Here is a 14,361-nt window from a genome sequence, read left to right as displayed (position 1 = left end):
GTGCTTTTTCGCTCAGTTAGGAACGTTTTTTACGTCAGCAATCGTCTGGCAATTCGGTTCAAAAGCGCTACGCTGCGTGGCAAAATCTCTTCTTGTATATCGAATTTCGGATGGTGGTGAGGCGCCGGGATGTCCGTACCGATTGCCATGTACGTTCCTTTTCCGCCACGATCCTGAACGCGTTTAATCATAAAGCTGGCATCTTCACTGCCCATCGAATTGTAATCGCCGTGCTTAAAGGAATGGAAGCCTTCTACTTGCTTGGCTTCTTCCAGTGCCAGCTCTGCCATCTCCACATCGTAGTTGATCGGGATGGCTCCCCCGACGACTTCGATCTTGTAGTCGAGCTCATGCATAGCGGCACTGTGCGCGATGATGTTGCGTACGCGGTTTTCTACTTCTGCATTTACTTCTTCGGTAATGGAGCGAGTCTCCACAACCATCTTGGCATAGGCTGGAATGATGTTCGCTGCTGTTCCGCCTTCTAGCACACCCACATTGATTCTTGTATCACCCGTGCTGAAGCGCGGAATCGCATGAATGTTCAACAGGGCGGTAGCCGCTCCGAGCAATGCATTTTTCCCTTGCTCTGGCGACGCACCAGCATGTGAAGAAACACCATAGAAATGCGCCATCATTTTCGTGGTAGCCAAAAATCCGTAGGAACCGCCATGTACCTCACCTAGCGGCACATTGACACCCAAATGGTTGCAGAAAATATAGTCAACATCGTCCAAATGGCCTTTTTCCACGATCGCGTATGCACCGCGAACACCTTCTTCGGCTGGTTGGAAGATCAGTTTGAGCGTACCGGAAAAATCTCCTGCTGCAAGCGCTTCTGCCAATCCCAAGCCAATCGTGGTATGACCGTCGTGAGCACAGGCATGCATGTTACCTTCATAGTGGGAGCGGAAGCCATTCGCTTGTGGAAAATGATCTTGCTCCGTGCTTTCCAAAACAGGCAGTGCGTCCATGTCAAAACGGAATGCAACCGTTGGTCCAGGTGCCTTCCCTTTCTTCACACCGATCACTGCTGTATAGCCACCGCGCATTTTTTCCACGATCGCCGGGTTTGCACCGTCACGCAAAGCTCTTTCATACGCTGCCTCGAGAACCGCCTCGGAAGGCAAGCCCCGACGGGAATCTCCATCGATTGCTTCTTGTCCGTATATGACCTCATAGCCGAGGGACGTCAAAATCTCTACTACCTTGGAAGCAGTTCGGAACTCCGTAAAACCCACCTCTGGATGTCTATGAAAATCTCTTCGCAACGAAACCAGATCCAACATCGTTCAATTCCTCCTGTTAACTCTGGAGCATGTCTTTTTCCATGCCCAGGTCCGATAGGCAAGTTCTAGAAATATGAGAAGACTGGCAAATGTAAACCCTTACAATATACGAATATTAAAAGACATTTTCGCTTAATTGAATTATATAGTTGCCTCTCTGTTTTTTCAATAGAAGTTGTTAGAGTTCTTGAAAAATAACAAAATTTCTTCTCGCTGTTGTGATGGGGAGGAAACAGGAGAAAACGCTCAGCTTATAGGGCCACCCCCTGGAGGATTGACTGCACGACTCCATGCAAAAAGCGAAACCGCGTCCAAAGTAGTCCATTCAGGAGGTTTTTCAGAGGTGGAAGCTTAAGAGCGTGTTTCGCTTTTTGCATTGCGTCTCGGTCGGTGTCCCTAAGATCTTCGCTTATTTCTCCTGTTTCCTCTACGAGCTTTCCATGTTTAAACGAGCTTTTAAAGATTTATATGAATGAAGAAATATCATCAGTTACGACAGAGAAGAATATTTCCAGACGTAGCGACTTGTGGAGTCCTACCGAGCGGAGAAGGGGTTCGCGGGCAAAAGAAACGCAACGTGCTCGCGCTACGAAGCGGCTACCACTTTTGCGTTTCCCCGCGAATCCCTTCGGAGCGGACAGTCTTTCCCCCCAGCAGGACGGAGCCTGGAGCCTAGTCTGGAAATATTCTTCTCTCCACTGCAGCCCCATAATAAAAAAACACCCGAACATCACGTCGGGTGCCTTCATATTTTAAGCTGATAAAGCTTCTTCGGTCGTCCACGCACAGCCTGCTGCTCTTCCCCGCCGAACTCGGCCAAATCCACTTCGCACAAGCTACCCATGATCCGCTGGGCATTCCGTACTGTCATCGACAAATGCGAAGCGATATCCGTCGTCGAAAACGTCTTCCAGCCCATACGCTGAACAAGCGCACGCAGCTTGTTATACGATTTGACACTTACATTGGCCCGGTTCAGCTTTTCCAATAGCTCTCGGTCACTGGAGCGGAACGAATAGGTGAGCTCCTCTGTTTCTCCCACCGATTCCATCATGACGCCATTATCCTGTACGACGACAATGCCTGCCCCCGGTCGTTCTTTTGCATGCTGGATCGCTTTTCGCGCATTGTTTTCCGCAGAAAAAGCTGTATCCCCAAAGCCTACACCTACTGCAACCGGAACCTCTGCCTCCAAAGAGAGCTGTTCCACCGTATGTCGTAGCATTTCAATCTCTCGCTGAATCGCACCACGCGAACTGAAAATCTGGTAGCGTCCGTTGCCATTTGCCAATAGAGAGCCGTCCAGCCGATCGCAGAGCGCAAGCAGGATTTGTCTGATCTTCAGCTCCAGATGCTGCAAGTAAAAGCGCGTGCTGGTCCGCTCTGGAATCTTGTCAAACTGCTCCAGCTCAATGATCTCTACCCCGATTTGTGTGTCCTTAAAATAGGAGCTTTTCACCTTTTCGATGACGATTTTCATCGCCTGACGAATCTCCATTTTCGTCATCAGGACACGATAGACAGGAATACCCTCCTCGCGCAGCGCATGTTCAACCACAGAAAACGTGGTGAACGCTCCTTGTGTCTTGCCTTCACGCCACAGCGATACATGAAACTGCGTGATCGCATCGAGGTCAAAATTTTCGTTGTACGTACTGACGTAAATCCCCTCTTCGGGTATGTCCAGCTCCGACATCGCTTCGCGCAAATGCGTTCCTTCCGACTCAATCATATCGATGGATACACGGTTCACGGCTGTCTTTTGATCAATCGACATCTGGATGAAGCAACGATACAAATTCGAACCGTTCGGTGGGCAATACACGATATTGGCATCCGGGCTGAGCACGTTTTTCGCAATCGTAAACGGAATCGGGCCAGAGAAAAACCATCCATTTAATTCTGGATGATGCTCCAGAACGATCTTGCTCACGTCACGAACGTCCTCATATCGAAAAGGAACAAATTCGATCTCATGCTCAAATTCATTGGCGACCGCCAGTATCCGCTCCACCGAAGGATACGGTCCTACAACACCGATTCTATACATAAGGGCGCTTTCTCCTACCTGTTCTTGATAGACACCTTTTCCTCATTCATATCATGTACGCTTCTCTTTGTCCATCGAATACCAAATGTGTTGCCGAACGAAAAAGAATAAAAAAGAACTGATGGTTATATACACCTTATCCATCAGTTCTTTCTCTATGTTTTATACGACTAATAGCGATTCAAGTTTTTAATGTACTTGCCAGCAGCCACTTGTCCCTCGTAAACCCATCCTGGTGGAACAGGTGAATATTTGCTTACTAATAATACGGTTCCATAAGGAGCTCCAACGACATTCATAATCGTTTTGCTATCATAATTTTCTCGCGATACAACCCATCCAGTTGGAATCGGGGAGAACTTGGTTACATTGAATTCCGTACGATAAGTTGCTCCTATTACATATTTGATCACCCGACCAGCTACTTCATCTCTTAAAACGACCCATCCCGCCGGAACCGGAGAATATTTGCTAACTCGTAATTCCTCACCATAGGGAGCACCTGCTGTATTTTTAATGAGCTTGGAGCCTAGATCTTCACGAATGACGACCCAACCTGCTGGGACAGCAGCAGATTTTCGAATCCACTCCTCATCTGAACTCCATCTGGCAGAAGCTAATGAAGGTTCTTTCTGCCCACCAACACTATTGGCTTGAATCGGAGACGTTAACACTGCAGAAAATACGGCTACACTTAATGCTGAAAAAACCATTTTCTTGAACATAGTGATCCCCACCTCTCCTATCATTAATAACTACCAAAATATACCATATTTTTAAAAACGAGTAAATTTTTGAGAAAAGTCAATTAATTTTATACCACTATTCCTATCTATCAATGACCTAAGTAAATATTTTTTATCGAGAAACTAAAAAAATTCCTTTGCTATCGAAAACGCAAGCAAATATTCTGAATATACGTTTTCTATCATTTTTAAGGGGGTATTTATGAAAAAGGGACTGGCAATTGCAACCTGTCTTACCTTGCTTTTCGGGGTACTAGCGGGGTGCTCGAACTCTTCCGCACCCGCTGAACCCACAGGCTCCACTACACCTGCAGAAGCGACAAAAACAGAGCCGATGGTGTTAAAATGGAGCATCAACAGTGAGCCGCCTTCGATGGACCCTGGGATCGCCGTCGACGCGGATTCGTTTGACATGATTTACGCTGCCTTTGAAGGTTTGACCAGCTATGACACGAATGGACAACTCGTCAATGCTACGGCTGAGAGCTTCACCAACTCGCCGGATTACATGAATTACACCTTCAAAATTCGCAAGGACGCCAAATGGAGCAACGGAGATCCTGTTACCGCCCATGATTTCGTCTATGCGATCAAGCGCAACCTCGATCCGAAAACAGCGTCCGAGTACGCCTACCAGCTTTATTACATTAAAGGAGGAGAGGAGTACAATACGGGGAAAGGCAAAGCAGAAGACGTAGGTGTCAAGGCTGTAGACGACTACACCGTGGAATTCAATCTGAAGTCACCGACTCCATTTTTCCGTGAGCTAACCTTCTTCCCTACCCTCTTCCCGTTGCATCAAAAAACGCTGGAAGGAAACCCGAAATGGGCGGATGAAGCGAAAACAATCGTAGGAAATGGTCCATTCATCATGGACACGTGGGAGCACAAAAGCAGAATCGTTTTTACGAAAAACCCGAACTACTGGGATAAAGACAACGTCAAGCTCGACCGGATTGAAATCGCTATGATCGAGGACAACAATACAGCGTTCTCGATGTTCGAAAATGGCGATATCGACTGGGGCGGCTATCCTGCCTCAACACTTCCGACCGACGCAATCCCTACACTCAAAGATGCAGGAAAGCTAATGGTCGCGGATAATCCCGGCACTCAATCCGTTGTTTTTAATACAAACAAACCGCCATTCAACAACAAAAAAATTCGCCAAGCCTTCGCTTATGCCATCAACCGTCAGGAAATCATCGACAATATTTTGCAGACGGGTGTTCCGGCCGCCTATGGTTGGGTACCGACTTCCATGGGATTAAAACCAGACGGCTACTTTAAAGAAGACCAGGCGAAAGCCAAGACACTGCTGGAAGAAGGTATGAAGGAGCTCGGACTCTCGACTTTCCCGACCGTTACCTACACCTTTGACTCGAATGATACCAACAAAAAGCTGGCCGAAGCCCTGCAAGATCAGTGGAAAAAAGCACTCGGCGTCGACGTGAAGCTGTACACGGCAGAGCTGAAGGTGTACCGCGACATGCGATCGCAAGCCAACTTTGACATGATCCGCTTCCAATGGGGCGCAGACTTCAATGACCCGATCAACTTCCTGGAGATGTTCCGCGACAAAACGGGCGGAAACAACCACCCGGATTGGGAAAATGCCAAGTTCAAAGAGCTGATCGACAAGAGCTACAACGAGCCTAATCTCGACGAGCGCAAAAAAATCCTGCTAGAAGCGGAAACGATTCTTATGGAGGAAATGCCGCTGGCTCCGATCAACTTCCGCGGAAGCCCTTATGTGAAAAACGACAAGGTGAAGGATTTCATCATCTTCCCGCTGGGGGGCGCGTACTTCAAGTACACCTCGGTTAATCCGTAAAGAATAAAATCCTATTTATGTTTGTGCGAACATAGTGGTGGGGAAGAGAAAAACGGGCTCCCTACGTTGGTGGCACGCCAACGAGGAAGCGGAGATGTCCGTCTCCACTCCAAAAAGCGGTACGTCGACCAAAAGCCACCCGATGGGCGGAAGCTTCTCAGGGGAGAGGTTGGTCGACAAGCGTGTACCGCTTTTTTCCGTTTCGACTGGGCAGGCGCACCAAGGCCTCCGGTCGCTCCGTTTTTCTCTTCCTGTCCGTAGCGTTTTGTATTCAGAGCTTCTTTAAAAATACGTAACCCCAAATAAAACAGGCTGTACCTGTCTTGATAGACGGTACAGCCTGTTTCCATTACATTTACACAGTCAGTGTTTTTTGTTCGTTTCCGTTGTAGACATTGGTCTCCAGTTCTTTTGTCACTCTGCTTGTTAAGAGCCCGGAGGTCATGCTTCCGCTTACGTTTAGCGCTGTGCGGCCCATGTCAATCAACGGCTCAACGGAGATGAGCAGACCGACAATGGCAATTGGCAAATTCATCGTGGACAGAACGAGCAGTGCAGCAAAGGTCGCTCCGCCTCCTACACCTGCAACCCCGAAGGAGCTGAGTGCCACTACTGCGATCAGCGTCAGGATGAATGATGGTGTCAGCGGATCAATTCCCGCGACTGGAGCCACCATGATGGCCAGCATGGCTGGATAAATACCAGCGCAGCCGTTTTGTCCGATGGAGAGTCCAAAGGAGCCTGCGAAGTTGGCAATTCCCTCAGGAACGCCCATGCTTTGTTGCGTTTTTACATTCAGCGGCAATGCGCCCGCGCTCGTACGCGAAGTGAAGGCGAACGTCAGGACAGGGAATGCTTTTTTCACATAGGTGATTGGATTCAATCCTGCAAACGTCAACAGCAACAGATGAATGATAAACATGATGATCATCGCCACATAGGAAGCGACAACGAACTTACCAAGCTGCCAGATGGCATTGTAATCACTGGTAGCTGCCACTCTGATCATGATTGCCAGTACACCATATGGCGTCAGGCGCAAAATCAATGTCACGACACGCATAGTAATCGTATGGAATGCGTCCACAATTTTCGCAAACAATTCAGCTTGCTCCGGATTTTTGCGTTTTACTCCTAAATACGCAACACCGATAATCGCGGAGAAAATCACGACGGCAATCGTAGAAGTCGCCCGATCTCCAGTCAGATCGAGGAAAGGATTCGCAGGAAGCAGTTCCAGAATTTTGGCTGGCATGCTCAAGTTCTCGATATCACCCAAGCGCTGCTCTACCTGTTCGATTCGAGCGGATTCCGCATCCCCTTGCTGGAATTGTGCCCCGTCGAGATTAAATGCCAAGGTAGTCGAAATCCCGATCGCTGCCGCGACAGCAGTCGTTCCTACCAAAAGTCCGATAATCAGCGTACTGATTTTCCCAATGTTATTGGTTAATTTCATTTTGGTGAAAGCCGATAAAATAGAGATGAATACCAGTGGCATTACGATCATTTGAAGCAGCTTCACATAGCCTTTCCCTACAATGTTGTACCATTCGATGGTGGATTTGAGTACGTCCGATTTGGCTCCGTATACGTATTGCAAAATGAGTCCAAATAAAATCCCGAGTCCAAGACCGACAAATACTCGCTTGGAAAAAGAAATATGCTTCTTTTGCATGGCGTACAATCCAGCAATGAATAAGAGCAACAAAACAATATTTACGATGATCAATAACGTCGACATATATTCCCCTCCCTTTCGTTTTATGTACCTCTCATTATTGTATTCGGTATAGATATAGTTATATTACCAACAATCCCTACTGGTCAAGTATGAATTGTTTTTGTATTATTCCAAACTGTCTTACAGAGGTACCTATTGTCCGGCTGTAGTGGTGGGGAGGAAACAGGAGAAAACGCTCAGCTTCTAGGGCCACCCCCTGGGGGATTGACTGCACGACTCCATGCAAAAAGCGAAACCGCGTCCAAAGTAGTCCATTCAGGAGGCTTTTCAGAGGTGGACGCTTAAGAGCGTGTTTCGCTTTTTACATTCCGTCTCGGTCGGTGTCCCTAAGATCTTCGCTTATTTCTCCTGTTTCCTCTGCGAGCTTTCCCTGTTTAAACGGGCTTTTAGAGATTGAAAAGAATGAAGAAATATCATCAGTTACGACAGAGAAGAATATTTCCAGACGGAGCCTGGAGCCTAGACTGGAAATATTCTTCTCCTCACCGCAGCCACATATAAAGTGACCAATGAAAAAAACAGGAACCGCCCATTTGGACGATTCCTGGTTAGTTAGTAATACGAAATTGTTTCGCTTATTTCAGTTGCTTCACCACCAAACACCACAACCAGGTGAGGACGACCGCACCAATGGCTCCGGCAATGACGTTGAAACCGGCCCACATCCACAGCCAATCACCCAGTACCAAATCGCCCAGCCAGCTACCCAAAAGAGCAGCGATGAGCGATGCCCACCAGCCTGATCCCGCCGCTTTTCCTGTACAGATCAAACTCATTGCCCACCAAACGACCACACCGACGACAGCCCATACGAACCAGAACATTCGTACACACTCCCTCTCTCATGATGGCGACGCTTACATAAGGGCCAAAATAATGACTAGTTATCTGTTACCATCATATTGAACAAAAGAGAAAGTGTGCATAGGCGTTTAATTGGTATACAGTTCTGCTCGGCGGTTGGCTACGCTTGGCAATTTACCCCGTACTCGTTCAATCCGACTTACATCCAGCTCTGTGATCAATAACGTTTCTTCTTCCCCTGCGCTTGCAATCACGACACCCATCGGATCGACGAACATGCTGCGTCCAGCAAAAATATTTCCAACCTGATCAGCCGCACATACAAACATCGTGTTTTCAATGGCACGCGCACGAACCAGTGTCTCCCAGTGATCCTCCTTCATCGCTCCGGCTACCCAACCTGCTGGCACAAACAAAATATCGGCACCCTGGAGTGCAAACTGTCTCGCGATTTCCGGGAAGCGCACTTCGTAGCAAACCATCAGCCCGATTTTGCCGAATTCCGTTTCCACCACTTGATACGGATTATCCCCAGGCGCGATGAAGTCCGATTCTGTGTAGGAAAAGGCATCGTACAAATGTGTCTTGCGGTACGCATGCAGCAACTGTCCTTCACGGCCTAGAAAAACAGTCGTATTGTAGGCGCGGTTTTCATCACCCTCGATGGATTCAAACACACCGCAAACCACATAAACGCCATGCTCCGAAGCTAGCTCTGCCAATCCGGAAACAAATGGACCATCCAGCTTTTCCGCTACCTCTGCTGGCGTTACTCCTGACTTTGGCGTGGCAGGTGCGCTATACATTTCAGGCAAGATGACAAAATCTGCTCCTGCTGCCTTTGCTTTTGAAATGTAATCGGCTGCTTTTTGCAAATTTTGCGTCTTATCCATCGTCGCTGTCAGTTGTGCAATTGCTACTTTCATGAATATCCCCGTCCTTTCCATTCATACAAAGCTCTCGTTTTCTTACTTGCTAGTATAACTGATTTTGACTGAGTTCCAAGTAATTATGCTTTACCAGCCAGACGTCTTGTATATAATGGACTTGTCATCTTGCGTATAAATTTTCACCCTATCGAAAGTAGGTGAGTTCATGTCTATCCGTATCAAGCTACTGCTCTCTTACACAGGGATGCTAGTCATCAGCTTGCTGACGTTTTTCGTAGCCGCCAGTCTGTTTACGATTGCGGCGACAGGCGATTTCAACAGCTTTCGTGACTTTTATAAAGTGCATTATCAGCTCAATCCGCTGACTGAACAAGAAGAGAATATTTTTCTTGAATTGAAATATCTCGCCAAGAATGAGCCGGATCAATTGCAAAACCAGGAGCTGCTTGCCGATTACGATTTCAAGCTCAAAACAGTACGAGCTGGCCTGTATGTCCGCAGAGAGAGCAATCAAGTCTTTACCTCCCCAACCATCAATCAGCCCGAGCTGGAAAACAGCTTGCCGCCCTATGACTTGAACAACAACCAGATTCGCAACACGTTCAACATCGGCGAAAGATTTTATGCGTATGCCAAGTTTGACTTCAAGTTTTCAGATGGCGCAAAAGGCAGTGTCTTTGTGATCCGCGAGCGCAGTCCATTTGGTGAAGTTATCCGCAAACTGCTGCCGATGCTCGTGTTCCTCCTCCTCGGCGTCATTGTCATCGCAAACGTCTTGTTGTACCGCTGGATTACTCGCAGCGTCGTCAAGCCGCTCGATTTACTCCGCAATTCAGCCGAGAACATCAAGGAAGGCAATCTGGACTTTGAGCTCCATCTACAAACGAAGGACGAGATTGGACAACTGAACGAAGCGTTCGAGAACATGCGCAAACGATTGCAGGAATCAGTGCGGCTGCGCCTTGAGGATGAAGAAAGTCGCAAAGAGTTGATCTCCAACATCTCGCATGATTTGCGCACGCCAATTACCAATATCAAGGGCTACATCGAAGGAATCCGTGATGGCGTGGCTGATACCCCGGAGAAAATGGACAAGTACGTGAACATCATTTACTCCAAAGCAGTAGACCTCGACATGCTCGTCGATGAGCTGTTTCTCTACTCCAAGCTCGATCTGAAGCAAGTGCCCTTTACGTTTGAACATGTAGATATCGTGCAGTTTTTGGATGACTGCATCGACGAACTGCACTACGATCTGGAAAAGAAGGGCATCACAATTCAGTGGAATCAGCGCACAGCAGAAGACACCCTGGTCATCGCCGATCTGGAAAAAATCAAGCGCACCGTCTTAAACATCATCGGCAACTCGCAAAAATACATGGATAAACCTGAGAAAATCATCTGCGTCTCGGTTCAAGCGGACGCTCAGTGGGCGACCATTGAAATAAAGGACAACGGCATCGGTATCCCGCAAGAAGCCATTCCTCACCTGTTCGAACGCTTTTATCGAGTAGAGCAATCCCGTAATTCTTCCACGGGTGGTAGCGGTCTCGGACTGTCCATCGCGCGCCAGATCGTGGAGGGTCACGGCGGCAGAATTTGGGTAGAGAGCAAGCAAGGTGTAGGTACCAGCCTGTTCTTTACGTTAAAACGTACCCACAAACAATAGGAGGTGCACATTCCCATGTCTTCACGTATCCTCATCATTGAAGATGAGACGACTATCGCTCAACTGGAGCGGGATTATTTTGAACTGAATGGCTTTCAGGTCGATTTATGCCACTCTGGCAGCGAAGGCTTGCCGCTGGCCATCAATGGCGACTACAGTTTGATCATCGTTGATTTGCAGCTTCCGGGAATGGACGGCTTCGAATTGTGCAGCCAGATCAGACAAGTCAAGGAAGTGCCGATCCTGATCGTCTCCGCCAAAAAAGAAGAGATCGATAAAATTCGCGCCTTTAATCTCGGTGCCGATGACTATATTACAAAGCCGTTTAGCCCAAGCGAATTAGTAGCCAGAGCCAAAGCCCATCTGACGAGATACGAGCGTTTGACAGCCCGACAACCTCAACCAACGAACGCAGAGATTCACATTCGCGGTCTCGTCATCGACAAAGTTTCAAGAAGAGTGTATGTACGCAATCAGGAAGTCATTTTCACGACAAGAGAATTTAACCTGCTTGAATTTTTAGCGACTCACCCGAATCGGGTTTTTAACAAAAACGAGCTGTTCGAACGAATCTGGGGTATGGATTCCAGCGGAGATATCGCGACCGTTACGGTGCACATTCGCAAGCTGCGTGAAAAAATCGAAGTCGATCCATCCAATCCGCAGTATATCGAAACGGTCTGGGGTGCCGGTTACCGATTTACTGTCTAAGCGTGAATACCATGATCATCCAAAAGCCTTCAGCCAAAACGAGGACGAATTTTCCGTTCCACGTCAAAGCTGGAGGGTTTTTTTTACGTGTAAGAAAGTTTAATCACTTCACCGTTTCAAAGCGTCATTGCTTAAACTTTCTGGAGCGCATAATGACTTTCCGCTAAAGCGCGGTCGCTCCTCCATGTCCAGGCTTCGATAGAGGTCATTTTATCTTTTTTTAAGAACTTTTTTAGATTCTATTAATCTCTTGTTTCTTGGCAGTTTAGATCTCTCGACTATCCTACAGGTAATCAAGCACCAACCGACCCTAAAGGAGGACCAACCGATGAGAAAGTTTTCCAATAAAATCGCAATCATGATGCTGGCAACTGTTTTGGGTACAGCATCCCTTCCTTACGCTGTACTGAATGTGCAAGCAGCTTCCACTCCCCTGAGTGCACAAGAAGTTCAAAAAGCGGTTAGTGAACTCGCCAAGCTGCAAGTGATGCAAAGCAACTCCAACACTCACAATCAAGTTACGCGCGCTGAACTGGCAAAAATGGTCTCACACACATTTGGTTTGCAAGGCGGCAAAACAGATAAATCCGTAACCTTCACGGATGTGAAAACAAATGATTGGTTCTACAAATACGCGGTTGACCTGGTATCTCTTGATATTATGCAAGCAAAAGATGGCAAGTTCGATCCGCGTGGAACTGTGACGGATGCTGAGCTCACACAAGTCGTTGCAAAAGCGCTCAAGCGCGATGCGAAATCCGTTAACTACTGGGCTGAACGGTTCTTCTCGGCAGACAGCACCGCTACTCGCGGCGAAACTGCTTATCTGTTGAATACGGCTCGTCAGGCAATGCCTTCTGACAAAGCAAGCATCACGAATGTACAAGCCTTGAATGAAATCACGTTGATTGTGACCTTCGACGCTCCGTTGACCGCAGAAAACGAAGCATTTGCCAAAGCAAAAGAAGACTTTGTCTTCAGCGAAGGTCTGACACTGACCAACATGCCACGTCTGAAAACGGGTTCTACCAATACTTACATCGTGCCGACCTCGGTTCAAAAGCCAGGAACTACCTACACCCTGACATACAAAGGGAAAAAGGCGGGTACATTCCAAGGCAACGCAACCAAGATCGACATGACCGAAGTACGCCAAGTAACAAACGACACGTTTGAAGTCGAGTCCCTGCGAGCAAATGGTGTCATCGATTACGGATATATCATCTCTGCCTACAGCGGCGGACGCGGTGCAAATGCATTGGTGCTGGATCAAAACAACAGTGCAGACGGTAAAACGTATCAAATCATTCCTTCCATGCAAGCAAGACAAGTGACCATTACACCGGAAGGCGGACAACCAATCGTAGCGAAATACGTGCCTTTCACACAATCAACAGACGGCAAGCAAGAAATTAAATTCCGTCTCCCAGAAGGCCAAGTCCTGACTCCGGGCGTTACGTACACCATCACGTCAGACTGGGCGAATATCGCGAATCCTACCTTCACCGCAAAAGAAATCGCTCCGCTCGAAATCAGCGAAGCCAAAGCAGCTAGTGAAACTTCTATCACCGTTACCCTGACAGAAGACCCGGGAGACGAGCTGTTCTCCGGACGCAGCGTAGAACTTACTAGTGCAGATGGAGAAAAACTGCTGGCGACGTACAAATATTCCAGCCGCAAAGGTACCACAGGCGTGTTTGACATCCAGCAAGATGGTAAACTGAAAGCAGGTACCACATACACGGTAACACCTGTCGGCGATTGGGCTGGCAAATCTACTGCCGAGCTGACAGTCGAGTAGTTTTTGTGTGATGCAGGTATCCAAATCAAAAGAAAGGTGTGGGCTCGCTGTGCTGTATGCAGGTCTTTTGACCGCCGTCATTATTCTGACTGGGTGTGAGATGAATTGGAAGACCCTCTTGACGAGTGGCGAGCAGCAAGCAACCCAGGCGGTGAAAGTTGAAATGGATAAGCTGAATCAAGCCTTATTGACGGCAACCAGTCAAGGAGACAAAGCAGCGATTGAGAAGCTGCTTGCAGAAGGCGCGGATATTGACGCTACCGATAGTAGAGGCCGCACCTCTGCGATGATCGCGGTCCACTCTACTCAACTCGACGTTTTCAACTTGTTGGTTGAACGAGGAGCTAACATCAACATCCGAGACAACAACTTAGACAATCCCCTGCTCTTCGCAAGCGCAGCAGGCCAGCTCGCATTCGTAAAAGCCTCGATAGCAGCAGGTGCCGACACTACCATTACGAACCGTTTTGGCGGAACGGCCTTGATTCCTGCGGCTGATCGTGGACATGTCGAGATCGTCAAGGAACTGCTCACCACCTCTGATGTCAACATTGATCACGTCAACAGATTGGGCTGGACCGCTCTCTTAGAAGCAGTGATTTTGGGCGATGGTGGCAAGAAGCATCAGGAAATCGTGAAGCTCCTGATCGAGCACAATGCCAATGTCAATCTCGCTGATCACGATGGTGTGACGCCTCTCGGGCATTCGAAGAAGCATGGCTACAAAGAAATGATTGAAATGCTCACGCAAGCTGGCGGAAAATAAGAAAATACCTAATTGAAAAAGGATAGGATCGTCAGAACTCATCTGACCCCTATCCTTTTT

At 47.9% G+C, this 14,361-nt stretch carries 11 protein-coding genes; 5 read left to right on the top strand and 6 right to left on the bottom strand.

The features are described 5' to 3' along the window. Nucleotides 1-29: 29 nt before the first annotated feature. From AB432_RS04625 to AB432_RS04615, 3 genes are all read right to left on the bottom strand, one after another. Nucleotides 30-1,289 carry an amidohydrolase gene (locus AB432_RS04625; RefSeq protein WP_048031245.1) on the bottom strand — a complete coding sequence of 420 codons (1,260 nt, stop codon included), beginning with the start codon at nt 1,287-1,289 and terminating at the stop codon, nt 30-32. 745 nt (nt 1,290-2,034) lie between these two features. Further along, a complete protein-coding gene (locus AB432_RS04620; protein ID WP_048031244.1) occupies nt 2,035-3,339 on the bottom strand; it encodes a hypothetical protein in 1,305 nt (434 codons plus the stop codon). 170 nt (nt 3,340-3,509) lie between these two features. After that, nucleotides 3,510-4,064, bottom strand: a complete 555-nt coding sequence (locus AB432_RS04615) for a hypothetical protein (RefSeq protein ID WP_048031243.1) — start codon at nt 4,062-4,064, stop codon at nt 3,510-3,512. 223 nt (nt 4,065-4,287) lie between these two features. On the opposite strand from AB432_RS04615, the gene AB432_RS04610 reads away from it, so the two are divergent. Continuing rightward, nucleotides 4,288-5,919 (top strand): peptide ABC transporter substrate-binding protein, encoded by a 1,632-nt coding sequence (locus AB432_RS04610; protein ID WP_048031242.1) that lies wholly within the window; start codon nt 4,288-4,290, stop codon nt 5,917-5,919. 355 nt (nt 5,920-6,274) lie between these two features. Here the strand turns inward: AB432_RS04610 and AB432_RS04600 are convergent, their stop codons facing one another. From AB432_RS04600 to AB432_RS04590, 3 genes are all read right to left on the bottom strand, one after another. After that, nucleotides 6,275-7,660 (bottom strand): L-cystine transporter, encoded by a 1,386-nt coding sequence (locus AB432_RS04600; protein WP_048031241.1) that lies wholly within the window; start codon nt 7,658-7,660, stop codon nt 6,275-6,277. A 575-nt stretch (nt 7,661-8,235) separates the two neighbouring features. Continuing rightward, a complete protein-coding gene (locus AB432_RS04595) occupies nt 8,236-8,484 on the bottom strand; it encodes a hypothetical protein (RefSeq protein WP_007722655.1) in 249 nt (82 codons plus the stop codon). Between the two features lie 108 nt (nt 8,485-8,592). Then, complete coding sequence (locus tag AB432_RS04590) at nt 8,593-9,390, bottom strand: carbon-nitrogen hydrolase family protein (RefSeq protein WP_048031240.1); 798 nt, start codon at nt 9,388-9,390, stop codon at nt 8,593-8,595. A gap of 169 nt (nt 9,391-9,559) precedes the next feature. On the opposite strand from AB432_RS04590, the gene AB432_RS04585 reads away from it, so the two are divergent. The 4 genes from AB432_RS04585 to AB432_RS04570 all read left to right on the top strand — a co-directional run bounded on the left by AB432_RS04585 (nt 9,560) and on the right by AB432_RS04570 (nt 14,301). Continuing rightward, nucleotides 9,560-11,023 (top strand): sensor histidine kinase, encoded by a 1,464-nt coding sequence (locus tag AB432_RS04585; RefSeq protein ID WP_048031239.1) that lies wholly within the window; start codon nt 9,560-9,562, stop codon nt 11,021-11,023. Between the two features lie 15 nt (nt 11,024-11,038). Next, complete coding sequence (locus tag AB432_RS04580; protein ID WP_048031238.1) at nt 11,039-11,734, top strand: response regulator transcription factor; 696 nt, start codon at nt 11,039-11,041, stop codon at nt 11,732-11,734. Nucleotides 11,735-12,062: 328 nt separating this feature from the next. Next, nucleotides 12,063-13,535 carry an S-layer homology domain-containing protein gene (locus AB432_RS04575; RefSeq protein WP_048031237.1) on the top strand — a complete coding sequence of 491 codons (1,473 nt, stop codon included), beginning with the start codon at nt 12,063-12,065 and terminating at the stop codon, nt 13,533-13,535. 100 nt (nt 13,536-13,635) lie between these two features. Beyond that, nucleotides 13,636-14,301 carry an ankyrin repeat domain-containing protein gene (locus AB432_RS04570; RefSeq protein WP_048035698.1) on the top strand — a complete coding sequence of 222 codons (666 nt, stop codon included), beginning with the start codon at nt 13,636-13,638 and terminating at the stop codon, nt 14,299-14,301. Nucleotides 14,302-14,361: the final 60 nt, after the last annotated feature.

The organism is Brevibacillus brevis (assembly GCF_001039275.2).
Classification (GTDB): Bacteria; Bacillota; Bacilli; order Brevibacillales; family Brevibacillaceae; genus Brevibacillus; species Brevibacillus brevis_C.
This window is presented reverse-complemented; position numbering and strand designations above follow the sequence as displayed.